This is a genomic window from Desulfobacula sp., assembly GCF_030611305.1.
Taxonomy (GTDB): Bacteria; Desulfobacterota; Desulfobacteria; order Desulfobacterales; family Desulfobacteraceae; genus Desulfobacula.
Genome location: NZ_JAUWQB010000031.1, coordinates 14,308 through 37,603 on the forward strand (window position 1 = coordinate 14,308; position 23,296 = coordinate 37,603).

Sequence of the window (23,296 nt, forward strand, 5' to 3'; positions counted from 1 at the left end):
AATGGTTTGCAAGCATTTTAAGGTGTTTGTTCAAATATTCCGGTCCTCATATCATTGTTTTTTTTTGCTTTTTCACGTTAAGAATCAACATTGATGAAACAAGATAAAATACGGCAAATAAACTGAATACCATCCTGAAATTTGAACCGGTTATATCAAGGATTATACCTGACAGCCAGGGACCTAAAAATCCTGCAAAAAAGCCATATGCCGTAAATACCAATCCGAAAATTTTCCCGAAATTTTCAAGCCCGAAAACCTCGGTCACCAATGGGGCTGAAATAGTAAAAAGAGCGCCAAAGGCAAGCCCGATAAAGCAGGCTAAAAAACTGATGATATAAAGATTGATAAACCACGGCATCAGAAAATAGGCAAGAGCTGCCATCAGAAAGACGGTCACCAATATTTTTTGTTTGGAATAAATATCTGCCAGTCTTCCGCAAACCAGGCGGCCAAGCCCGTTTAACACATTAAAACAGGTCAATATATAAACATATTGTGTGATACCATATCCCAGGTGCGCCCCAAAAGAAGAAGCAAGAACTATCAAGGAGACCCCGGCTGCCCCGGACAAGGCCCACACAAACCAGAGGAACCAGAAGGATGACAGTCTTAACGTCTTTTTCAAAGACAATGTTGACAATTGTTGTTTCCCCTGATCCTTCTCCTTCCCCGGGATCTTTATGAACAAAGCAAATGATGTTCCCAAAAAAATGGAAATTACTGCTGCAAAATTGGATGTAAACCCATAGCCTTTTGAAACCAGAAGATAGGTAAATACCGGCGACATGACGGCTGCTGAACCCCCAAAGGTTAAATTGAGGACACCGGTAATCAGCCCTTTGTTTTCAGGAAACATTCTTTGGAAAATGGTGAGACACGGGATATAGACAAATCCGCAGAAAAAGCCTTCGCTAAAAGCCCAGATATAAACGTGTTCAATAGCACTTGCCCGCCCGACAAAAATCATGGCAAGAGAGCAGACAAGACTGCCTGTAAAAATAATAAAACGGCTTGGTATTTTTTCCTGTAGCTTTCCGGCCAGATACATTGAAAATCCTGTCCCGGCCAGGATAAAAAACATCAACCTTCCAATTTGCGCTTTATTCACATGAAAAAGCGCCTGCCATTCCGATGCCATGACACCGGGAAAGCCAAACACAAAGGCTCCCGGGAAAAAAATCGTTAAGCAGCCAAATACGAGAATTATTTTCTTATTTTCAAGGAACGACATATCTGTTTTAAATCATTATAATTATTCAGTTCAGGATCATCCAATACCTTTTCAAACAGCATCTGCTTAATCTTACCAATATCAGGACCGGGCACAACGCCTGTGAGCTGAATAATATCATTCCCGGTGATCTCAAGACGGTTCATCTGAAAAGCGGATCGTTCCGCCATCTCAAGGAACAGTTTTTTAAGCCGGATGCGGATTTCAGAAATAGTATAGGGTCTTTTAGCCAAATTTCCTTTTTTGTCTGCGATCCTCATTCTCATGAAATCCCGGTAATCAAGTCCGTGTTTATCCAGCACTGCCAGCAGCCTTCTGGCTGCTTTCGGCGTTGTCTGATCGGTCAACGGCCTCATGTGAGTTTTAATCAAAGACGTGATATAGGTGATATCCTTAGCAGAAAATCTTAATGTGGTAAGATCATGAACTATGGGCCGGGTATGATTCTCATGCCCTGCAAATGTCAACTTGCCCTCATTTGTTTTTGCGGCATCAAATTTTCCTGCATCATGTAAGAATCCTGCAAGCCTTAAAATTGGAAAACGGGGCGATAAAGCATCACCCACCAGCATGCTGTGGTCAAATACAGTCTCGCCATGATGAGGACCGCCGTCAAGGCCACGGCACCGATCAAGGCTTGGAAAAATTTTAACCAACAGCCCTGTCTTTTTTAATGCCTTGAAAAACAGGGAAGGCCTTTCCAAACCAAGTGCTTTCATAACTTCATGATGGATTCTCTCTTTGGCAACAGATCTATCCAGCAGATCCTTATTCCCAAGGATAACCTCAAGGGAAGATAAGGAAAGCGGCCCGTCTATCATGGCCACAAACCGGCAGGCCCGGATCATTCTGACGGGGTCTTCATGGATTCTTTTTTCAGGGTCCCTTGTAAATCTGATAATCGCATCTTCAAGGTCTTTTTTTCCATTAAAGGGATCAATGATCTTTTTTGTGATGGAATCATAGGCCATTGCATTAATGGTAAAATCTCTTTTGGCCAGATCTGATTCAGGAAAATCAGAAATATCAAATGCCGACCGCCCGGAAGAAATCTCAACACCATCCACAATACAAACAGGAAAAGATTTTCCAACTGTTTTAACTTTTTGCCCCAAAAAAAGGGATTGTATCTCTTTTATGGATGCATTAGTCAGGATATCAAAATCATCCGGCGTTCTTTGCAATATGATATCCCTGACAGCACCCCCTACTATATAGGCCTGGAATCCATTTTTCTTAAACCTGTCTAAAATAAACCGGATGGTCTCTTTACTCTTTTGATGAATCAAGATCCCCACCTTGATGAAAGTTCATGGGCAATTTCAAGGTGGTCAAGAATTCTTGCGACAATAGTATCTACCAGGTTTTCAATGGTCTTGGGAAACGTATAAAACGAGGGGCTGGGCGGCAGGATCACAGCACCGGCACGGCTTGCCCTTGTCATATTTTCAAGATGTATCAGGTTATAGGGGGTTTCTCTTGGAACAAGAATCAAAGGCCGCTTCTCTTTTAAACTGACATCAGCCGACCGTGTGACCAGATTGTCTGCAAACCCGGAAGCGATCCCTGCAAGGGTCTTCATGGAACAAGGGACAACCACCATGCCGGAATGAACAAACGAGCCGCTGGCCGGTGCTTTCGATATCTCATCCTGAAAAAATATTTCGAGATCGGTTTCCTGTTTTAGTTCAACTCCACAGGAAATCAAAAAATCTTTAAAAGAATCTTCTTTTTTATACCCCATCTCATGTTCAAGAACGCTCACGCCTGAGTCTGACAGGATTACCATTACACGGGTCTTTGCTTCCAAAAGGGCCTTGATCAGCCTAACCCCATAGATGGACCCGGAAGCGCCGCTGATGGCTACAATAACCGTCTTATTTTTCATTTTAAAAAGCCCTGTGTCAGTACCCCGATAAAAAGGAGAATCGAAATCACTGAATTTATATGGAAAAACGCTATATTAATATGCGTTAAGTTATCGGATTTAACAAGCTTATGCTCTGCAATCAGAAGGAGACCAATGATCCCTAAAAACAATAAAAAAACCGGGTGCATACCAAAGGTTGCGTATGTGGCCAAAAGAAAAACAAAGGTACAACCATGAAGCACGGAAGAGATGCGCATGGCTTTTTCCGGGCCAATTTTTGACGGCAGGGAAAAAAGCCCTTCCTTTTTGTCAAAATCAATGTCCTGGCAGGAATAAAGAATATCAAACCCGGTAATATAGGTCAAAAGGCCAAGGCTAAGGAAAACGATGCTCCACGACAGGGTCCCGGCAATCGCCACCCAGGCCCCCACAGGTGCAAGGCAGATGGCAAATCCAAGATAAAGATGACAATATTTTGTAAACCGCTTGGTATAGGAATAAAACAATAGAAAAAACAAGGCGGGAAAGGAAAGCAGTAAACAAAGGCGTGACAGCATGCCTGCGGAGAAAATGAATACCAGAGATGAGAGTACGACAAAAAGAAAAGATTCTTTTTTTGACAACAGCCCTGAAGGAATTTCCCTTATCGCTGTCCTCTTATTTTTAAGATCAATATCCGCATCCACAATCCTGTTAAATCCCATGGCAGCAGACCTTGCCCCCACCATAGCCAGGAGAATCCAGATAAAATCCCAGGCTGAAGGCGAATGATTCTCCCAGGCCATCGCTACAGCAGACAGCGCAAAGGGAAGCGCAAAAATTGTATGGGGAAATTTAATCATTCTCCCGTAAATCAGTATTTTATTTTTAATATATTCCATAGGCAGTTGTGTCACATTGAGGGCATTTTCCTTGTTTCTGCAAAAAACTTTCTATCTGATAAGCATATCGTTTCACTAAAAGTTCGTTGCAGGAATGGCAATAGGTATTTTCAGACGACTGACCTGACACATTTCCAATATAGACGTATCTAAGACCCGCAGCTTTACCTGCCTCATATGCCTTTTCCAATGCTAAAACAGGGGTGGCTGGTCTGTCCATCATGTTATAGCAGGGATGAAATCTTGAAATATGCCAGGGTGTTTCCTGACCCAAATCATTGGCAATATAGTCTGCCATTGCACAAATTTCATTTTCATCATCATTCAAGCCGGGGATGAGAAGAGTAGTTATTTCCACCAGGATTCCCAACTCCTTCATATAGCTGATATTTTCTTTAACCGGTTCAAGCCTTGCCTTGCAATAAGTCTGGTAAAACCTGTCATTAAATGCCTTTAGATCCACATTAGCCGCATCAAGATAGGGGGAAACCATTTCAAGAGCTCTTGTGCTCATATAACCATTGGTGACAAAAATATTTAACAGGCCCTGATTTTTAGCAAGCCTGGCCGTCTCAAAGGCCAGTTCAAAAAAAACAGTAGGTTCTGTATACGTATATGAGATGCTGTCGCAACCTGTTTTTATGGCTTCTTTGACAATGGCTTCAGGAAAAAAATCTCTTCCCTGGATCAGACCATCGTAATCCGACGGCATCTGGGCAATATTGGAATTCTGGCAAAAAGCGCATTTAAAATTACATCCCACTGTGGCAATGGAATAAGAATATGACCCCGGTTTTAAATGGAAAACAGGCTTTTTCTCTATGGGATCAACGCTGGTTGAAATCACTTTTGGATATACCAGAGACATAAGCCTGCCGCCTTTATTTTCGCGAACCCCGCAGATGCCTCTTTTCCCGTCTTTGATTAGACAAAAATGACGGCAGATATGACATTTTACTCTTTTTTTATCCAATTTTTCATAGATCAGGGTTTCCATGTTTATGGTCTCATTCGTGTGGCCAGTCCTGTCGCAGGGCTATAGGCTTTTGGCTTTTTTATCTTCAGCATCAGGGGCTGGGTCCTGAATTTTGGCACCGGCTTAATCCTCATGCCAATGAGAGTTCCAAAAAATGATTTTTGAACGATTTTAGTATTTTCAACAAAAGCGGCTATCTGTCCGTAGGTAAAAGGAAATTGCAAGGTTGTCTTCCATCTTACAGGAACATTTCCAAGAATGGCAAACAAAATCTGTTTGAGCTCCCAGATGCTGAAAAAATGAGCGTGGGCATAAATATTGGGCACAAAAAAACTTTTAAACCGGCGGATCATGTTTAATGGTGCATATCGGTTCAGGACACAGAGGACAACCGTATCCTTTGCAACCCTGCAGGCTTCTTCAATGGCTTTGGCAGGTCTGTCCGTAAATTCAAGGCTTGTGAAAAAAAAAGCACAATCAAATGCATTGTCATCAAATGGGAGATCCTCAGCCACACCCCGGTGAAGATCCACCTGATTTCCAAGCCTGTTTGATGCCCGGTCCAGCATATATGGAGAAGGGTCCAACCCGGTCAGATTTAATCCCTTATCCAGTAATGGTTCCAGGCTGATACCAGTGCCGCAGCCGATATCAAGAATTCGCTGTCCTTTTTCAGGGGACAAAAAATCCATCATCAATTTGATTTCAAGATCCAGGCAATACTTATTTTTGGCCTGGTCAAACCAGGCATCATATGATCCTGCCTCTTTAAAATCAAATACATACCCCATAATTAATCCATCAACTTAATCAATAATTTCTTTGACCTTTTCCATCATTTCCTTGATGGCGACAACTGCCGGAGAGTCATCTTCCAGTTCAAGAAGCGACCGCCTTTCCATATCAAACTCAAGAAGGTTCTTGTCATCCGGTATGGTGCAGAGGATGGGGACACCAATGGTTTCGGCCTCATCCAGGAATGCTTTGTTCAATGTTTCAGGTGCCCGGTTAACAATCAGACCCTTATGTTTTACATCCAGTTTAAGATCATCCAGCATTTCATTGATTCTTCCAACAGCTCGAAGCCCCCTTAAGGCATAGTCGGTAACCATTATCAGAATATCCACCTTACCACTGGTTCTGCGGCTTAAATGCTCCATCCCGGCTTCATTATCCACAAGAAGATATTTATAATTGCCTTCCAGTTCGTCGGCAAACCGGTTAAGAATATTATTGACCATGCAATAACATCCCTGGCCTTCCTGACGGCCCATGACCAGAAGATCAAAGGCAGGCTGCTCAATCAACACCTGGTTCATGAGCATTTCAAGATATAATATTTTATCCATGCCTGAGGGGACACCCTGTGGATCTTTCATAAAATTTTCACGGATGTCACCCACTGTTTTTTCAATATTCAATCCAAGGGTTTCACCCAGGTTGCTGTTCGGATCCGCATCAATTGCAAGAAGGGGATCATTCTGATGTTTTGTAAAATATCGGGTCAAAAGTGCCGAAACTGTTGTTTTTCCAACTCCACCCTTGCCAGCCATTGCGATTACTTTGCTCATATTCACTCCAAACGTCTATATTAAATTCATGTTTCAATAACATAACGCAATCTTTTAAAAAAGCAAACAATCAAAGATACAGTCATTTATTTTGCATATTGCATGGACAGCTCATGATATTTCTTTAGCGTTTCCTGAACTTTTCCAAAGACTGTATCTTCCGGATAACGAGAGTTTAAATCAGGCTCACCTGCCTTGACACCGGTAAGAACTTTGATCCCCTCTTCAATGGTTCTGACCTTGTAAAGATGAAATAATTTTTGCTCGATAGCTTGAACGACATCTTTTCTTAAAACAAGATTTTTTACATTTGAAAATGGAATCATGACTCCCTGGCTTTTAGTGAGTCCTTTTTTTACACAGATATCATAGAATCCTTCTATCTTTTCATTCACGCCGCCAATGGCCTGAATTTCACCCTTTTGATTCACAGACCCTGTCACGGCGATTTCCTGGCAGATAGGAATGCCACACAGACTGGAAAGGACTGCATACAACTCCGTAGAAGAGGCGCTGTCACCGTCAACACCATCGTAACTTTGTTCAAATGTAATACTGATACTCACACTTAAGGGATAATTTTGAGCGAACATTCTGCCAAGATAGCCGGAGATGATCATCACCCCTTTATCATGGGTCTGACCCGAAAGATCAGACTCATGTTCAACATTGATGATTCCGGGGGTTCCCATATAGGATTCTGCTGTAATCCTTGTGGGTCTTCCAAAGGCAATTTCACCCATATCATAGACAGCAAGCGCATTTACCTGGCCTGTTACCTTTCCTTTCACATCGATCAGAACCGTCTGATCATCAAATTGCTCCGATACTTTTTCTTCGTAAAGATTATGCCGGAACCTGTGTTGATTGACCGCCTGAATCACATATTCTTGCGAAATCACAAGAGCATCTTCTTTTTTCGCCCAATAATCCGCTTCTTTCAATATCCCGAGGATCTGACCAAATCTGAGGGAGAGTTTTTTCTGATTAGAGACTATCCTGTTCCCATATCCAATCACAGCCCACACACCATCCGGGGTAAAACTTAACAGGTTTTCTTTTTTACAGACACGGGCAATAAACCTGGCATAATTGTAACCATTCTCATCTGTCAGTTCTGCTTCATAATCAAAATCCGCCCTGACCTTAAATATTTTGTTAAATTTGGAATCCGCACTCTGTAAAATCCTGAAAGGCTCATACCCGCCAACAAGAATCACCTTAACATTCAATGGTATGGGAGCCGGTTTTAATGAGGGCATGCTGTAATCTGCCTGGCCGGGCGTATCTTCAATCTGAAGCATTGAGCCCTGTAGTGTTCTTTTTAAAGATTCCCACACCGGGAGATTCATTAAAAGCGGTTCAATATTAATGACCAGATAGCCCTTATTGGCCTTCAACAGGGAACCGGCCTGAACCATTGTAAAATCCGTCTCAAATGATCCCATAACCGGTTTTTTTTCAATTTTTCCAAAAAGATTATGAAAACTTGGGTTTGATTCAAATATGACGGGTGCTCCTTTTTCCTGTCTTCGATCCACCAGTACATTAACCTGATATCTTTTCACAAGAGATCCTGCCATTTCCAAAAATTTCTTGCCTTCTGCATCCTTTGATCCTTTAACCCCAAGGAATGTAGCAATATTATCAATAATATCTTCCTTGACATTTTTCAGATATATTTGAATATCTTTGCAATCCCTGAAATAATATCTTACAGGATCAATCTGCTCTGAAATAAGCTGCTCTGTTTTTGAAGCCACAAGCGCCTTTAATACGGCTTTCATTTCCTCCCCGAGTTTATTTATTTCAAGAAGGGATTCATCAAGCATCTCTTCTATCTGAACCCTATTTTCATCCATCTCTTGACGGGTTGCCTCATCCAGGGACTGGTATGCTTCCTGGGATACAGGCTGCCCATCACTGACCGGAACAACCTGATAACCTTCTTCTGTACTTATAATTGAAAAACCTGTACTTTCAGCAAGCTGTTCAACATCGTCGGATAACTCTTTTTGCCTGCTTGAAGTTTCTTTATAAATAATATTTTGTTCTTCCAGAAAAGAGGGTATTTCAAAGAATCCGGGTATCTCTGTCTTTATCACTTCGATAAACTGAATCATGCTTCTGCTGAAATAGACTGCTGATCCTGCCGGCATTTCAATTACAACCGGGCAATACTCATCGTCAAAATTATTGACCAGACAAAGATCTTCCGAGGTTTCATAGTTTTTGGCATGTTCAACAAGAAGTTTTCTGATAATGGTCGATTTGCCGGTGCCTTCCAGGCCTGTAACAAAAATATTATACTCCGAACCCTTCATGTTCAATCCAAAATCAATGGCTTCAACAGCCCGTTTTTGACCGATAATGCTGTCTAAAGGATCCAGTTCAGATGTATCCTTAAAATCAAACAGACCGGAAGGATATTTTTTACTCAACTCTTTTATAGACACCTTAAATCTTTGCCCCATTTCTGCCTCCTCTGCTATATTTCTTAGTCTCAATCCATGGGAATTATATGGGCGTCAGCATATAATGTCGAATCATCAAATATATTGCATTGGTATACACCATTATTCCTGCGCCAGCCTGTTCGAATACTTTCTTTTGCTTTGCCGATTTCACGGGAAAACCTGATTTTAATATTCTTGATCGGCCTTCCATTTCTGTTTATCGTTTTATGATACAAGGTTTCCAGAAATCCCAGGTATATGGTATTATTCACATGCCCGTTCACATCAAAATCCGAATACCGCAGACTGATGTCCGTCTCCTGTTCCGGCTTAATTCTCCCGCAGGTCTTCCAGTCATCAATTTCCTTATCAAACCATTTCTCTTTTTCAATCTCATAAAGCCTGGAAATTTCACCCGGCACTTTTGAGATCCGCTTTCGTTTGACATCAAAAAAAAGCCAGACGCTTGATCCCCTGGCAATATCCCCCAGAGATGATTGTATATGATACTCCCTGAATCCTTTATACCCATTAAACCCTCTTGACCATGTTGTAATTTTAATATCCTCCCCCAGCATGGGGTAACGGAAAAACTCGATTTCCAGACGATTTAAAAACCAGACAACACCTTTTTCAAACAACACATCCGGGCCGGCTCCAATCCCTGTTGAATGAAAAACTGCCATTTCCTGAAAAAATCGGGCAACAGACTGAACTCTCAATTTAAATTGATGATCTATATCAAAAAAACCTATTTTATGGTGTTTTTCTATCTTCATTTTTTACCTTTTTTTTTAAAGCAGCATAGTTTAAACAATTAATTAAAATTAAAACCGTATAAAATAAAGACTTTTGTGAAAACTATTTGAAATATTCAAAAGAATAAATTTGAAGGCCTTGGCAAACCGGAGCCACTTAAACACAACTTTTCCGGATATTGGTCAAGAAGGATAAATAACGAGCATCGGATCGTCTATAAAATTGAAAATAACTCCATCCTAATTGCTCAGCTTAGATATCACTATTAAATTTGCATACTCCATCTTTTATGGCAAAATTTAAAAGGCTATCTTATCGCCGGGTTTAGGGATAATTGTTTCATACCCTTTTTCTTGAAGATGCTTTGCAAATGCAGCACTTTGAGCTTCTTCCCCATGGACGATACCAATTTTTTTTATTCGAAGATTTGACCCTGTAATAATTCTTTCCAGTTCATGCTTATCTCCATGGGCACTGAATCCGCCTATTTTTTCAACTTTTGCAAGCAGGGGATAGTTTTTGCCTAGTATTTTTATTTCAGGCGGTTCGCCTTTATTTCCTGATTCAGCACTTTCAGCACCCAGTTCCTGAATCCGTCTGCCCAAAGTATTTTCGGCCATATACCCCACAAGCAGAATGGTATTTTTCGGGTTATGGATCTTATATCTAAGGTGATGCAGTATCCTTCCGGCTTCACACATTCCCGAAGCAGATATCACCACATGGGATGAACTGTCCTGGGTTAGCTGCATGGATTCCTGTACTGTCTGAACAAATTTGATTTTATCGAAATGAAACGGATTTTTCCCCTTTTCAAGAAAAGTTTCATGGGTTTCCTTATCATATACTTCCGGGTGCTCGCCAAATACCTTGGTAATATTGGATGCAAGCGGGCTGTCAACATATACGGGATATCTTGGCACCTCTCCCTTGTCATAAAGCTCATGAAGGATATAAATCAGTTCCTGGGTTCTGCCGAAAGCAAAAGACGGAATAATCACAGAGCCGCCTCTTTCAAATGTATCGTTCAGAACCTTTTGCAGGCTTGATCCCAGATCTTCAACCGGCTCATGCTCCCTGTCGCCATAGGTACTTTCTGTAATGAACAGATCAATATCCCTGTCTTCTTCATCAAATATCAGGGTCGGATCTTTTAATATCGGTTTTCCAAACCGTCCTACATCTCCGGTATACAGAATCCGGGTGGTTTTATCATTTCTTTTGATGGTCACCACTGAAAAAGCAGATCCAAGAATATGGCCTGCCACATAAAATTTTACAGTGGTGTCTTTGCCAATGGTTATAGGATAATGAAAAGGATACCCGTCAATAAACCCAAGGGCCTGTTTTGCTTCGTCCATGGTATAAAGTGGCGTGACTATATCAAGTTCATGTTGTTTTTGAAGCTTATGAATGATTTCGATATTGAGTTCATGAGCGTTCTTTTTCAACATTTTTTTTATGTCATTTCTTTCCTTATTAGAGACCTTCTGTTTTACATTATTTTGTTCCAATTGACGCAAAAAGGATCTGAGTGATTTATAATTTAAATATTGTGCATCTGATTCCTGGATATGACCGCTGTCCATCAGCATATAATCCAGGGCATCTGCCGTGGGTCGGGTCGTCACCACACGGCCTGAAAAATCCTTGCTTGTCAGAACGGGGATACGGCCGGAGTGATCGATATGGGCATGGGATAGAATCATGTTGGTGATCTGGCCCCTGTCTATGGGAAAGGTTTTATTTTTTTCTTTACTTTCTTTCCGCCTGCCCTGGAACATGCCACAATCAAACAGAATCCGGTCCGTGTCTGTAGTCAGAAGATGCATTGATCCTGTCACTTCACCTGCCGCACCATAGAATGTCACATCCATAAAATACCTCAATTATTGTTGTAGGGTTAACAAGAATTTTTTGAATCTCTATTTATTGAAAACTTTTCTCAAAAGTTCAGTTGTTCGCTTGGCAGGATTCTGCCGGATGGCAGCCTCTTCTTTTGCCATATAATAAAATATGCCGTCCATTCCTTTTTCAATCACATGATCGGTGAGATCAGATTTTACATCCGGCACAAATGGAATAGATTTGTATTCTTTCATCATATTATCATAGGCCCTTACCGCGCCCACTTCGGACAGGCTGTCCTCTATCACGGGCTTCATTTCCCGGGCAAGATCCGGTGACATCTTCCCTTTAAAATATTGGGTAGCAGCATCATCGGGCCCGTTATAGATCTCTTTCACATCCTGAAAAGTCATCTGGGAAATGGCATTGTAAAATAATTGTTTTGCCTTTGGCGTTGCAGCCTCTGCGGCCCTATTCAACTTTAATTCAAGATTCTCAAAAAGATAGGACATCCCCACCTTGTCCAGCATGGATTTTACTGTATTAAGGTTTGCCGGCAAAGGAATGTGGATATTTGAATCTGTGTTAAATCCGTCTGTTGCCCCCAATTGATTTACAACATTTTGTGAGCCAACCTTAAGAGCTTCTTTAAGCCCGGCTCCGATTTCTTCAATCGTCAGTTCACTTGCTTTATCGCCCGGTCCAAATGACTTTAAAATCTCACTGCCCTTATTCAGCCATGAATTACCGGCAAAAGCCTGTGCCGATAACATCATTGCGGCCACGATAACCACTTGCATCATCCATAAACATTTAGTGTTTATGTTTCTCATTTTCTTCCTCCGTTATCAAATCGCCGCTGCTACCCAACTCTAAATCCCTATGTTTATTTTTCACGCCAAAAATTCTGCCCAGAAACGCAAAAAACTTTTTAATGGCACCCCACAATCTGGGTAAAAACCATATCATTAAAAAAATAAACAGAATCAATATCACCAAAAACACCCAGGGGTGAACAAGAGCTGCCCACACCCCTGTGATCACTGCCACATCTTCAAGAACAGAGGCGGTCCAGTTGGATACCGGCTCGGGAGAAGTATTAATCAACAGGCGAGTGCCGGATTTGGCTGCATGGGTGCTGGCGGAAAGCCCTCCCCCTAAAATTCCCGCCGCAACTGCAACAGCCGGATTCACATCACCCACTGCGCCTGCAGCCAGAAGAACTCCTGCCGGGATTCTCACAAAGGTGTGCAGGGTATCCCATCCCGTATCAACTCCCGGGATCTTATCGGCAATGAATTCAACAAAATACATCACCCCTGCTGCCCCGATTACCAAGGGATTCATTAATATTTCAAGGCTTTGAGGCAGGACAATATTGTCCGTCATTCCCAAAAATCCTAAGACCAGAATAGTGGCATACAAATTAATGCCACTGCCCCAGGCGGCTCCCATGGTCAATGAAATAGTTTCTATAATCTGATTAAAATCGTCCATAAGTTATAAATAAATTCTCTTTTAGTTAGTCAAGCCCTGGAATAGGCTTTTAATCTGCTTTTTAACATCTTCCTTAACAGATTCAACTTTTTCTTTCTGGCCTTCTTCTGTACCCAATATTTGCTTTAATCCTTCTGCATCCGGCGTAACGCCGCTACCGAGCATTCCTTTCAGATCAGGTCGAATTTTAGGATCAGAAAAAGATCCTGTTATCAGAACAGGTACCATCAGACCCGATCTCTGTTCGGTGTCCCCCTGGCCTTTCAGGGTGGCAACAAATTTAGGTTCTACCCTTAAATCAAGCAACTCTTTTACAAGATTGATCTTTCCGGTTACAAGCACCCGGATCAAAGGAGAAATCAGACTGGCCCCGTTTGTATTGACCAGACCATTCTTTGCCGTAAAAGGAATCTTCAATTCTGCAAAATCCGTTCTCGGCTTTTCTGCCAGCTGCTCTCCCATTCCAAAACTGGATTTAACATTTCGCACCACATTGGCAAGATCGATGCCGATAATTGCACCATCAATAAAAAAGACCTCTCCTTTGCCGGTCAATGTCTGCTTAATCATATCAGGCGTTTCACCAGTCATTGAAAGCTCTATATTGGTTTTCAGTGTTCCCTCAATCAATTCTTTTTGCAGGGCATCTTTCATTAAAGGTCCTGCCTGAATTCCTTTGGCATCAATTGTCACCTTTGTCCTTGGATTGCTTTTTTGAACATTAAGCTCAACCTTTGATGCAACACTTCCCTGGTAAAGGTTCAAGCCTAACGGATCTATGGTGATAATGCCGTTTTTTGCCAGGATATGGACATCAACATTTTCAATGATTGCGCCATGGGCCTTTAATTTCCCAACCTTAACTTTTCCATCCAGAATCAATTTTCTTAAAGGACCATAATCTGTTTTTTTCTTTGACGACTCAGCAGATTCAGCTTTTTTTGATGGTGCAGTGCCACCTGCCCCAGACGTTTCTTCCTTTGCCGGGGGTTCCGGCAGATACCGGTCAAGATCGATCTCATCCAATTGGAGATCAAACTTCAGGTTGGGTTTTAAAAACTCTTTTGCTGAAGCTGAAAATATCAACTTTGAATCATCCAGCTGGATCTCTCCTTCGGACAGGGACACACTGGCAGGGTTCCCTTTTAGCCGTGCTTTTAAAGACACTGCATCCAATGCTTTGGGATCTTTTGTTTGAACAGGAAAGCTTTGATCCAGGGCTGCCAGAAGTTTTCTGGGTGAAAAGGAAGATATGGCAAGTTCAAGGTCAAATGCCTGGCTTGTCAAAGAATCGATAATATTACCCTTTAATGTTATTTCCAGTTCTTCCAAAGCTTTTACAACAACATCAATTGCCATTGTGCCTTTACCCGGTTCCTTCCCAATGGGGCCGGCCGTACCTTTAAGGGAAACCGGCTTCCCGTCAATCATGGCAGCAAATGAGATTCCGATAGGATTTTCAAGACTGATATTCTCTAAAGTCAGATTCAGATCTGATATTTCTTTTTTAACATCTGCTCCCTGATCGACATAAATCAATTGGCCGTTTGTAATGGAAAAATTATCTACCTGCAAAGCTGCAATGGGCAGACCCTTTTCAGAAGAGGGTTTTTCTGTCTTCTTTTCCGCAACAGCTTTCTTCTCTTGTTTCGCACCAATCCCCTGCCAGTTGGCTTTACCATTTTTTAATTTTTCCAGATAAATCACAGGGCCTTCCAGAACAAATGTTTTAACTTCTATTCGCTTTGACAAAAGCGGCATCACCTTGAGCCTGACCTCAAAATTCTTCACAGATACCATGCTTTTTTCATTATATCCAACAGGATTACCTAATTGAAGATCTGTCAGTTTCACACCCACCCAGGGGAAGACAGATACATCTATATCGTCACCAAGGGTAAAAGAGCGGCCTGTAGCTTCCACGACTTTTTGTTCGATCATGGGTTTATACTTTTTAACATCAATAAATTGAGGGATAATAATAACGGCTGCAATAATAAGAACTAAGAAAACACCACCAATGATGAAAAACCATTTGAATATACTTTTCATGGGATCCCTCCAAATATTATGATTAATATTTAAAATATTTTACGATCACGAAGCGCTATAATTTCCAGACAAAAAAAATGAGGCCGGATAGTTTTTATTACTTCTGATGCTATATATAGTCAAGGTCAAACTCAAAATTAGTCCGTACAAAAATCTCTGATAAATATCAAAACCAAGTCTGTCTGAGTTAAAAAACAGCTTTTAATTTCTTTTGATTATACGGCTGCAAGTGCCGCGCTATAATCAGGTTCGTGGGTAATATCATCCACCAGCTCGGCATGCAAAACTATGTTGCTCTCATCCAGAACAATAACTGCTCTTGCAGTTAAACCCCTTAATGGACCATCTTCAATCAAAAGACCATAATCTTTTGCGAAATCAGGGTTACGAAATAGCGAACCCGTTACAACATTTTCTATCCCTTCTGCACCGCAGAACCTTTTGTGGGCAAAGGGCAAGTCAAAGGAAAGGCATATCACTAACGTATTTTCAAGTTCTGCTGCTTTTTTATTAAATGTTCTGACAGATGTTGCGCAAACATCTGTATCAATGCTGGGAAAAATATTTAAAACTTTTCTTTTCCCGGAAAAATCCTCCAGGGAAAACTCGGATAGATCCTGCTTGACTGCTGTAAAGTTTTTTACACTTTTTTCTTTACCTGGAAATTCACCTGCCAGTTGGACAAGGTTTCCTGCTAATTTAGTTGTGGCCATTGGATATCTCCTTTTTATAAAAAATACTTTAGGTTTAAAAGTCACTCCTTTTCAATCTCACTAATTTTAGTTTTTTATAATTGTAATGACTTGATCAACTTTTTTCAAGATGGACTTTAAAAAGATAAAACTGCCCTTACTTTTCCTTCATGGAAAGAGAAATTCTTTTTCTTTTCACATCTACTTCGAGAATTGTTACGATAACAGCCTGCCGGACGGTAACAATTTCATTGGGATCTTTAACAAAGCGATCTGCCATCTGGCTGATATGAACAAGACCGTCCTGATGAACACCGATATCTACAAAAGCACCAAAGGCAGTAACATTTGTCACAATACCCGGTGCTTTCATTCCCGGCACAAGATCCTTGATATCATGGATGGTATCGTCAAAGGAAAATGCCTGGAACTCTTTTCTGGGATCACGGCCAGGGCTTGCCAGTTCTTTTACAATATCTTTAAGGGTCGGCATACCAATGGTGTCGGTAACGTACCGATTCAGATCAATTCTGCTGATTTCTTCTGCATTCATCACAAGCTCTTCAATGCCAAGACCACCATCTTTTGCCATCCTCTTAACAACTTGATAGGATTCAGGATGAATACCGCTTTTGTCCAGGGCAAGCGTTGCATTATGAATTCTTAAAAACCCGGCAGCCTGCTCAAATGCCTTTGGCCCAAGTCTTGGTACCTTTAAAAAATTTTTTCTTGATCTGAACGGACCGTTTTCATTACGAAACAGGATCATATTTACAGCAATGGTATCATTCAGGCCGGATACCCGACAAAGTAATTCCCGGCTGGCTGTGTTGGCTTCAACCCCGACCTGGTTCACACAGGATACCACCACATCGTCCAGGGATTTTCTCAATAATTTTTGATCCACATCATGCTGATACTGGCCCACACCAATGGATTTTGGGTCCAGCTTTACAAGTTCAGCCAATGGGTCCAAAAGCCTCCTGCCGATGGAAACAGCACCTCTGACCGTGATATCGTGATCAGGGAATTCTTCTCTGGCAAGTTTTGATGCCGAATAAATGGAAGCCCCGCTCTCATCCACCATGACGATATGAATATTGCTGTCCAGATCCAGTCCCTTTACAAATGCCTCCGTCTCCCGTCCTGCCGTTCCATTACCAATGGCAATGGCCTCAATCTTGTATTTTTTCACGAGATTTAACACAATCTTTTTTGCTTTTTCATCATTGTTGTGATGGGGAAAGATCAAATCATGGTGCAAAAGCTGTCCCTGTGCATCAAGACAGACCACCTTACATCCTGTCCTAAACCCGGGATCAATGGCAAGGATTCTTTTCTGGCCCATGGGGGCAGACAGCAAAAGTTCCTTTAAATTCCCGGCAAAAATATTGATAGCAGTTTCATCTGCCTTTGATTTTAATTGATGAATATATTCTTTTTCAATGGATTTGGATAAAAGTCTTTTATAACTGTCTTTTATGGCTATTATAATTTCCAGTGCTGACATGGACTGATTTTTTATATATTTTCTTTCAATCAGGCCTAAGGCATTTTCTTCCCCGGGCAGGACATGCACGGAAAGGACAGACTCTTTTTGTCCCCTGAGCATGGCCAGTATCCTGTGGGAAGGTGCTTTGCAGGCAATTTCCGCCCAGTCAAAGTAATCCTTGAATTTTATGCCATCCTCTTCTTTTCCCTTTTTTACCTTGGATTGAATTTGCCCGGTTTTCAAAAACAACTCCCTGATACTGGCCCTGATTTGCACATCTTCATTGATAATTTCCGCAACAATATCCCTGGCACCGGATAAGGCATCTGCAACAGATTCAACTTCATTTTGGGATGACAGATATTTTTTTGCTTCAATCAAAGGATCCTGATTCGATTGATTCAAAATAAATACAGCAAGAGATTCCAGACCTTTTTCTTTTGCCATTTGCGCCCGGGTTGTTTTCCTGGGTCGATATTTTTCATAATAATCCTCAAGATCAATCATTGAATTGGCATTTTGAATGTCTGTCAATAAGGTTTGTGTTAGAAGTTCACGTTCCTTTAAAGACTTAAGTATTGCCTCTTTCCTATCATTCAGCGCATTCAATTGTTCTATTCTGTCTCGAATGGCCGCAATAACGACTTCATCAAGAGATCCCGTCTTTTCTTTTCGATACCGGGCTATAAAAGGAATGGTGGCACCCTGTTCCAGCAATTGCGCAACTGCTGAAACCCGAGCTGTTTCTAAATTCATTTCCAAGCTTATACTATCAATTATTTTCATAAGTACACTCTATAATCCAACCCTTTATTTTTAAAGTTTCCCGCCTGTTCAAATATCTCTTTTGAACTTGTAAGTAATCCTTACAAGTTGTCTTTTCGTCCAACTTCCTTATTGTGATTTGCATGAAAGTGTTTCCTTTTTTCAATTAATCAGTTTAAGATTAATGGATTGTTGAATCATCTTAAAATGATTATCAAGCGTGTAGAGTTCGCACTGATTTTGAATAGCGTTTTGTGCAATTATCAGGTCGGGGATTCCAACGCCATTTATACCTTTTTTCAAGCATTTGTGTTGATAATCAATGAGTTGACCCCAATTGATATTCAACTCAAGTTTATCTATGGCGTTTAAAAGATTGATTATTTTTCGTTGTTGTTTAATTTTTAAAAAAGGTATTAACTCCGTAAGGATTAAATCATTAATAACCAATATGTTTTCATCGATAAAATATTCCAATTTATCTGAGTTTTTATCTCCCCTGAAATAGTCAATCCAGATAGAGCTATCCACTAAGACCGGCATTCTCTGTCCCGCAATTGGTTCATATCGATATCGAGATCAACCTTGCCCTTAAATTTTTTCAAACCAGCGATTCGATTTTTTCGAATTAATTCTTCTAAAGCGATAATAATCACTTTAGTTTTTGTTTTGATATGTGTTGCTTTCATCGCCTCAATCAATAAATTTTCCGGCAAATCTAATGTAGTTCTCATAATGGTACCTCCGTATGCATAAATTTAGTATTTTGTGCATATGATGTCAAGTCAATAATAATGAGACCATTTATTTAGCCAAAATGCCAATCTTGGCATTTTGGCTAAATAGAACGAATTTTTATTTGTCTGAGCTTTTAGACGAAAAAATAATATATTCGGCTTTAATGACGTTTGCGATCCTGAAGGCGAGAACAATGGATTTCTGTTATTCGGTACAGGGAACATTGTGGTTTGGAAAAGTTCTGAGAATGATTTATAGAAATTAATGACGTCGAATCTCCTGGAATCTCTATCTCCAATTATGTAGCGAGTTTTTTTTGTTGCGAGTTTACCCCGCCTGATCCCGCAGATCCCGCCCCATTTTAAAAAAAATACAAGGTACAATATATTGTCGTTGATCAGTGGTTGATTGTTTTTGAATAAAAAAGAGGACTAACAGAGGAAAGTGTTGGGTGCTCATTCTGCTAAAAATCTGAACCTGTTTTGCAAGTAGTCCTCTCTAAAAATAATATTTTAAGCCTGGCAAAATCAAACTTTTAAATCCGAAATTTGAAAATAAATTTTATGGTTGAAAGAAAAATTTAAATACCAGATCTTGTGGGGCATATTTTTTGAGAAAAGCGAACCATGCACGTTATAATCGGCACTGCCATCCAATTCAGAACCAATGAGTCTTTCTTTTGAAAGTTGTCGCCGTATTAGAAATATTGCTCGTCTCTAATTATACCATTAAGGTGCGCCTTGGAATTACTTATTTGTCTCATAGATATCATTCGAATACATTAGCTCCTTGAGCATCCACATTGATGCAAGTTATCTTTGACTCTTGAAATGTCAAAAAAGTAGGGCTTGAAGTTTTGAGACTCACCTAATGGTAGGCCCTGAATCCTCAGCATTTCTTTCTCCAGTCATTTCCGTTTTAAAAGATATTAGCAGTCACTGATGATACCATCACCACTCGTTTGCTTATTAAGCAAACAGTTGCATCACCTATCCTTTTTCAGTTAATTTATACCGAATCGATTCCAAAAAAAATAAGGCCCAACTTTTTTAACCCCAGTATCCATGTCTTGTGATTTTATAAATAAAAAAGAATTTACAGAAATTTTTTTACACTCCTCCACAGCCCCAATGGTTGTTCTTTTGCAAATGCCTCTTCAAGTATTACCAACTTACGCCATTTCTCAGTTTAGAAACCGGCCAATTTTGGAATAATCATCGTTATGGCAGGTATGTAAGTGATGCATAATAGAATGATAAATTCCATGATGATAAACGGGGTGACTTCTCTGATCAATTCTTCAAGTTTCACATTACCAATGGCAGCACCGATAAACAGGCCAGAACCAACCGGCGGTGTGTTAAGGCCGACTAGAAGATTCACGCAGAAGATCAGCCCGAAGTGGAGAGGTGAAATACCATAGGAAGCAGCCACCGGTGCGAAAATAGGTGCAAAGATGAAAATGGCAGGGAAGAGATCAAGCACACAACCGATCAGCAAGAGCATGATATTGAGAAGAAACAAAAACACGATCGGATTATTGGTCATACTATGCAGGGTCTCAGCCATTAGTGTGGGAACATTTTCCGTGGCCAAAACATAGCTAAATAGATTGCTTGTGGCTAGCAATAGAAACATGATGGAACTGACTTTGGCACTATTAAAAAATATTTTTCCAAAGTCGGTGAATTTCAAGGTTCGAAAAAATACCAAAGACACGACAATCGCATATGCCGAAGCTGCGGCAGCTGATTCGGTTGCGGTATAAGCACCGCTAATTACGCCGATTACGATTAAAAGGGGCATGACCAGAACAACAGCGCTTTGCCGAACAATTTTTAAGATTTCTCCCCAGGAATATGCCTCGGTCCGTTTTTCGTAATTGCGTTTGGTGCTGATGATATAGTTGATCACCATCAACCCGATGCCGGTGAGAATGCCGGGTACGATGCCGGCTAAGAATAATCCCCCAATGGAGACATTGCCCACGGCAAGGGCATATATTACGAATGTCAGGCTGGGAGGAATTATGGGGCCTATCACAGACGAAGCGATGGTGATCGCCGTACTGTATGCCCGGCTGTAGCCTTTCCCGGACATGGCAGGAATAAGGATGGAACCTATGGCCGTAGTATCAGCCGTGGCCGAACCGGTGATACCGGCAAAAAAGATACTAGCCAGAATGTTGGTGTGACCGAGCCCGCCTCTGATTTTACCCACCAGGACATCGGACAGATCCGTTAAAGACCGTGTCATCCCACCATAAAGCATGATTTCTCCGGCCAGTACAAACATGGGAATGGCGCAGAGCACAAAAGAATCGACACCGGAAAACATATAATGAGAGATCAGGATCAGGGGGACATCCTGAGTCATGAGGGCAAACATGGAAGAAATGCCAATGGCAAAGGCTATGGGCATTCCCAAAATAATAAACAGGATAAACGAAACCATTAAGACTGTCAGTGTCATTTGGCCCTCCATGTCTCGAAATCTTCGATGATAAGGCGGATGGATACGAGTATAAACAGCACGCCGCTGGTGGGGATGATAAAATAGGGTATGGCCCGAGACATGCGCAATGCACCTGTTTTAAGGGACATAAGACCTATTGCCTCCTGCCAGCCGCCAACAACCATGACGCCCAGGAATCCAATAATAAACAGGTGTAGCAGAATGGCCAAACCGGTTGACAGTCCGGCAGGAAGCCGATCAACAAAGAAATTAAGCCCGACATGCTCCCGATATCGCAGGGCGTACACTGCAGCTAAAAACAGTGCCCACACCATCAGAAACCGTGCAGCCTCTTCCGGCCAGGAAAGCGCATTGTTTAGGATGAATCGGCAAAAGATCTGCAGGCAAATGATACCCATTATTCCAGCCGTTGCACTAATGATAACCCCGCGGATCAAACGATCGAACACTGCGATTATTTTGTTCATAACAGGCCTCTGTTCCAGGGCCATGAAGCCTTTAATTTCCAGTTTTTCATTTTAAAGCCAACCTTCAGTTGTAGCGGTACCCGGTGCAAACGAGCACCGCACCTGAATTCGTTTATGTCTGATTCGTTAAAGTTTTTCCCGGTGTCGATAAACTTACATGCCGGCTTCGATTTCCGAGATAGTTTTAAATGCTTTGGCAGCCATTGCTTCTCCAACCTTTTCCTTTATCCATGGTATTACAGCGTCGTGGGAGGCTTTCTTCAATCGGGCTCTTTCATCCGCACTCAAAGAAATAACATTCACACCGTTTTTCTTCAGGATATCGATGGATACTACCCGATTGCGGTAGGTTGCGATGCCGAATTCCGCAGCCGCAGCCATCTGGGAGCCGTCCTTGACAATCTTCTGCAGATCCAGGGGGAGTGATTGATAAAACCGCTCATTAACCAGGTAAAGATTGGCGCAGCCCATGCTCATGTCCAGTGTCACGTTTTTGGCCACTTCATAATATTTCTGATCCACCATAATTGTCAATGTATGGCCAAGTCCATGGATAACGCCGGTCTTGATGGCGGTGTAAATTTCAGCCCAGGAAACCGGTGTGGCTGATGCTCCTAAAGCTTCCCAGGTTTTGATGGTTAGCTGACTGTTTGGAAGTGTTCTTAATTTCAGACCTTTGAGATCTTCAATCCGATTGACGGCACGTTTTTTATTAATGAAATTATAAAAACCATAAGGGGCGGCACCCAGGACCCTGACACCCATGTCTTTGGCCATCATATCACTGAGTTCTTCAAATGTTTCGCTTTCAAAAAACTTTTTCATGACAAGTTCGTTGGAAAATAAATACGGCGTAAACCAGATCATCATGGGATCGTATGCGCCGGTGATGGATTCGTCTCCCTGGGCCATTTTATGGATGCCTAATTTAAGACCTTCGAAGAGTTTTTCCGAATCCCCGAGTTGGCCGGATGGATAAATATCCACATCGATTTGACCATTGCTGGCAGATTCAACATATTGTTCAAAGGTCTTCCATCCGAGCGTGTTGGGACCATTCGGTGATTCAAGACAACCAATTTTCAATTTATAGTTTTTTGCATCGGCTGATACCGGTACGATGAAGATTGCACACAGCACCAAAAGGATCGAAATGGTGAGATAAGTGTTATTCTGGATTTTTTTAAATGTAAGCATTTTGCCTCCTGTTAAAATTATGGGTTTTGAAAAAAGGATTCAGCAATAGCATTTTTTTTGCCTAAGCTAAATCTATCGCTAAAAATTTTTTATTTTAAACAATACATAAAGGGCTATGAAAATTAGCCCTCAGTCTTGATCACAGTATTTTTCCAGACGGATGGTTGCGGCATAGCGGTGCGCATCCATCCCCTCGTATTTGCCCTGGATTTCAGCGTACCGGGCTAATTTCAGGCTAGCGGCCCGATCTGTTTCCATATGGGATTGCACCTTCATGTACATACCAACCCAGAGTCCGCCAGTGTATCGGGCCGCCCCGGAGGTGG

General features: G+C 41.4%; 22 protein-coding genes. 1 reads left to right on the top strand and 21 read right to left on the bottom strand.

Annotated features, from left to right (window positions below):
* Positions 1 to 46: 46 nt before the first annotated feature.
* The 9 genes from QAI40_RS07995 to QAI40_RS08035 all read right to left on the bottom strand — a co-directional run bounded on the left by QAI40_RS07995 (position 47) and on the right by QAI40_RS08035 (position 9,767).
* Positions 47 to 1,234: an MFS transporter gene (locus QAI40_RS07995; protein ID WP_299980477.1), complete on the bottom strand. Its 1,188-nt coding sequence runs from the start codon at positions 1,232 to 1,234 to the stop codon at positions 47 to 49.
* Entirely contained in the window at positions 1,207 to 2,523 is a 1,317-nt protein-coding gene (locus tag QAI40_RS08000) for a CCA tRNA nucleotidyltransferase (RefSeq protein ID WP_299980480.1), read from the bottom strand. The genes QAI40_RS07995 and QAI40_RS08000 overlap by 28 nt, the downstream gene beginning before the upstream one ends.
* Entirely contained in the window at positions 2,520 to 3,122 is a 603-nt protein-coding gene (locus QAI40_RS08005; protein ID WP_299980482.1) for a UbiX family flavin prenyltransferase, read from the bottom strand. The genes QAI40_RS08000 and QAI40_RS08005 overlap by 4 nt, the downstream gene beginning before the upstream one ends.
* Positions 3,119 to 3,985, bottom strand: a complete 867-nt coding sequence (locus QAI40_RS08010; protein ID WP_299980518.1) for a UbiA-like polyprenyltransferase — start codon at positions 3,983 to 3,985, stop codon at positions 3,119 to 3,121. Before QAI40_RS08010 ends, QAI40_RS08005 begins: the two co-directional genes overlap by 4 nt.
* On the bottom strand, positions 3,972 to 4,982 hold the full coding sequence (gene amrS / locus QAI40_RS08015) for an AmmeMemoRadiSam system radical SAM enzyme (RefSeq protein WP_299980484.1): 1,011 nt from the start codon (positions 4,980 to 4,982) through the stop codon (positions 3,972 to 3,974). Before amrS ends, QAI40_RS08010 begins: the two co-directional genes overlap by 14 nt.
* Before the next feature lie 2 nt (positions 4,983 to 4,984).
* Positions 4,985 to 5,752, bottom strand: coding sequence for a class I SAM-dependent methyltransferase (locus tag QAI40_RS08020; RefSeq protein WP_299980486.1), 768 nt, complete (start codon positions 5,750 to 5,752; stop codon positions 4,985 to 4,987).
* A gap of 15 nt (positions 5,753 to 5,767) precedes the next feature.
* Complete coding sequence (locus QAI40_RS08025) at positions 5,768 to 6,532, bottom strand: ATP-binding protein (protein ID WP_299980488.1); 765 nt, start codon at positions 6,530 to 6,532, stop codon at positions 5,768 to 5,770.
* An 86-nt stretch (positions 6,533 to 6,618) separates the two neighbouring features.
* On the bottom strand, positions 6,619 to 9,006 hold the full coding sequence (locus QAI40_RS08030) for an ATP-binding protein (protein ID WP_299980490.1): 2,388 nt from the start codon (positions 9,004 to 9,006) through the stop codon (positions 6,619 to 6,621).
* A gap of 29 nt (positions 9,007 to 9,035) precedes the next feature.
* Positions 9,036 to 9,767, bottom strand: a complete 732-nt coding sequence (locus tag QAI40_RS08035; RefSeq protein ID WP_299980492.1) for an acyl-[acyl-carrier-protein] thioesterase — start codon at positions 9,765 to 9,767, stop codon at positions 9,036 to 9,038.
* A gap of 93 nt (positions 9,768 to 9,860) precedes the next feature.
* Here QAI40_RS08035 and QAI40_RS17185 point away from each other — a divergent pair, with 93 nt between their 5' ends.
* Complete coding sequence (locus tag QAI40_RS17185; protein WP_367278883.1) at positions 9,861 to 10,016, top strand: Txe/YoeB family addiction module toxin; 156 nt, start codon at positions 9,861 to 9,863, stop codon at positions 10,014 to 10,016.
* Between the two features lie 30 nt (positions 10,017 to 10,046).
* Here the strand turns inward: QAI40_RS17185 and QAI40_RS08040 are convergent, their stop codons facing one another.
* The 12 genes from QAI40_RS08040 to QAI40_RS08095 form a co-directional block, all read right to left on the bottom strand.
* Positions 10,047 to 11,624, bottom strand: coding sequence for an MBL fold metallo-hydrolase RNA specificity domain-containing protein (locus QAI40_RS08040; protein ID WP_299980494.1), 1,578 nt, complete (start codon positions 11,622 to 11,624; stop codon positions 10,047 to 10,049).
* Between the two features lie 48 nt (positions 11,625 to 11,672).
* Positions 11,673 to 12,428 carry a DUF4197 domain-containing protein gene (locus QAI40_RS08045; RefSeq protein WP_299980496.1) on the bottom strand — a complete coding sequence of 252 codons (756 nt, stop codon included), beginning with the start codon at positions 12,426 to 12,428 and terminating at the stop codon, positions 11,673 to 11,675.
* Positions 12,409 to 13,092, bottom strand: a complete 684-nt coding sequence (locus QAI40_RS08050; protein ID WP_299980498.1) for a DUF4126 domain-containing protein — start codon at positions 13,090 to 13,092, stop codon at positions 12,409 to 12,411. Before QAI40_RS08050 ends, QAI40_RS08045 begins: the two co-directional genes overlap by 20 nt.
* A gap of 21 nt (positions 13,093 to 13,113) precedes the next feature.
* Positions 13,114 to 15,144, bottom strand: coding sequence for an AsmA family protein (locus QAI40_RS08055; RefSeq protein ID WP_299980500.1), 2,031 nt, complete (start codon positions 15,142 to 15,144; stop codon positions 13,114 to 13,116).
* A gap of 215 nt (positions 15,145 to 15,359) precedes the next feature.
* On the bottom strand, positions 15,360 to 15,857 hold the full coding sequence (gene tpx / locus QAI40_RS08060) for a thiol peroxidase (protein ID WP_299980502.1): 498 nt from the start codon (positions 15,855 to 15,857) through the stop codon (positions 15,360 to 15,362).
* Between the two features lie 136 nt (positions 15,858 to 15,993).
* Positions 15,994 to 18,114: a Tex family protein gene (locus QAI40_RS08065; protein WP_299980504.1), complete on the bottom strand. Its 2,121-nt coding sequence runs from the start codon at positions 18,112 to 18,114 to the stop codon at positions 15,994 to 15,996.
* Positions 18,115 to 18,255: 141 nt separating this feature from the next.
* Positions 18,256 to 18,636: a PIN domain-containing protein gene (locus tag QAI40_RS08070; RefSeq protein ID WP_299980506.1), complete on the bottom strand. Its 381-nt coding sequence runs from the start codon at positions 18,634 to 18,636 to the stop codon at positions 18,256 to 18,258.
* Entirely contained in the window at positions 18,624 to 18,827 is a 204-nt protein-coding gene (locus QAI40_RS08075) for a type II toxin-antitoxin system VapB family antitoxin (protein ID WP_299980508.1), read from the bottom strand. Before QAI40_RS08075 ends, QAI40_RS08070 begins: the two co-directional genes overlap by 13 nt.
* A 1,192-nt stretch (positions 18,828 to 20,019) precedes the next feature.
* Positions 20,020 to 21,303 (bottom strand): TRAP transporter large permease, encoded by a 1,284-nt coding sequence (locus QAI40_RS08080; RefSeq protein WP_299980510.1) that lies wholly within the window; start codon positions 21,301 to 21,303, stop codon positions 20,020 to 20,022.
* Positions 21,300 to 21,773: a TRAP transporter small permease gene (locus tag QAI40_RS08085; RefSeq protein WP_299980512.1), complete on the bottom strand. Its 474-nt coding sequence runs from the start codon at positions 21,771 to 21,773 to the stop codon at positions 21,300 to 21,302. The genes QAI40_RS08080 and QAI40_RS08085 overlap by 4 nt, the downstream gene beginning before the upstream one ends.
* 153 nt (positions 21,774 to 21,926) lie before the next feature.
* Positions 21,927 to 22,970 (bottom strand): TRAP transporter substrate-binding protein, encoded by a 1,044-nt coding sequence (locus QAI40_RS08090; protein WP_299980514.1) that lies wholly within the window; start codon positions 22,968 to 22,970, stop codon positions 21,927 to 21,929.
* Between the two features lie 129 nt (positions 22,971 to 23,099).
* On the bottom strand, positions 23,100 to 23,296 hold a 197-nt coding region (locus QAI40_RS08095), incomplete at its 5' end, for a histidinol dehydrogenase (protein WP_299980516.1).

What these genes read in the sequence shown, in the direction of transcription:
- QAI40_RS08080 (WP_299980510.1), bottom strand. Translation starts at nt 21,303, where the DNA reads ATGACACTGACAGTCTTAATGGTTTCGTTTATCCTGTTTATTATTTTG.
- QAI40_RS08075 (WP_299980508.1), bottom strand. Translation starts at nt 18,827, where the DNA reads ATGAGAACTACATTAGATTTGCCGGAAAATTTATTGATTGAGGCGATG.
- QAI40_RS08045 (WP_299980496.1), bottom strand. Translation starts at nt 12,428, where the DNA reads ATGAGAAACATAAACACTAAATGTTTATGGATGATGCAAGTGGTTATC.
- QAI40_RS08055 (WP_299980500.1), bottom strand. Translation starts at nt 15,144, where the DNA reads ATGAAAAGTATATTCAAATGGTTTTTCATCATTGGTGGTGTTTTCTTA.
- QAI40_RS08090 (WP_299980514.1), bottom strand. Translation starts at nt 22,970, where the DNA reads ATGCTTACATTTAAAAAAATCCAGAATAACACTTATCTCACCATTTCG.
- QAI40_RS08050 (WP_299980498.1), bottom strand. Translation starts at nt 13,092, where the DNA reads ATGGACGATTTTAATCAGATTATAGAAACTATTTCATTGACCATGGGA.
- QAI40_RS08085 (WP_299980512.1), bottom strand. Translation starts at nt 21,773, where the DNA reads ATGAACAAAATAATCGCAGTGTTCGATCGTTTGATCCGCGGGGTTATC.
- QAI40_RS07995 (WP_299980477.1), bottom strand. Translation starts at nt 1,234, where the DNA reads ATGTCGTTCCTTGAAAATAAGAAAATAATTCTCGTATTTGGCTGCTTA.
- QAI40_RS08035 (WP_299980492.1), bottom strand. Translation starts at nt 9,767, where the DNA reads ATGAAGATAGAAAAACACCATAAAATAGGTTTTTTTGATATAGATCAT.
- QAI40_RS08065 (WP_299980504.1), bottom strand. Translation starts at nt 18,114, where the DNA reads ATGAAAATAATTGATAGTATAAGCTTGGAAATGAATTTAGAAACAGCT.
- QAI40_RS08070 (WP_299980506.1), bottom strand. Translation starts at nt 18,636, where the DNA reads ATGCCGGTCTTAGTGGATAGCTCTATCTGGATTGACTATTTCAGGGGA.
- QAI40_RS08020 (WP_299980486.1), bottom strand. Translation starts at nt 5,752, where the DNA reads ATGGGGTATGTATTTGATTTTAAAGAGGCAGGATCATATGATGCCTGG.
- QAI40_RS08040 (WP_299980494.1), bottom strand. Translation starts at nt 11,624, where the DNA reads ATGGATGTGACATTCTATGGTGCGGCAGGTGAAGTGACAGGATCAATG.
- QAI40_RS08030 (WP_299980490.1), bottom strand. Translation starts at nt 9,006, where the DNA reads ATGGGGCAAAGATTTAAGGTGTCTATAAAAGAGTTGAGTAAAAAATAT.
- QAI40_RS08005 (WP_299980482.1), bottom strand. Translation starts at nt 3,122, where the DNA reads ATGAAAAATAAGACGGTTATTGTAGCCATCAGCGGCGCTTCCGGGTCC.
- QAI40_RS08010 (WP_299980518.1), bottom strand. Translation starts at nt 3,985, where the DNA reads ATGGAATATATTAAAAATAAAATACTGATTTACGGGAGAATGATTAAA.
- amrS (WP_299980484.1), bottom strand. Translation starts at nt 4,982, where the DNA reads ATGGAAACCCTGATCTATGAAAAATTGGATAAAAAAAGAGTAAAATGT.
- tpx (WP_299980502.1), bottom strand. Translation starts at nt 15,857, where the DNA reads ATGGCCACAACTAAATTAGCAGGAAACCTTGTCCAACTGGCAGGTGAA.
- QAI40_RS08025 (WP_299980488.1), bottom strand. Translation starts at nt 6,532, where the DNA reads ATGAGCAAAGTAATCGCAATGGCTGGCAAGGGTGGAGTTGGAAAAACA.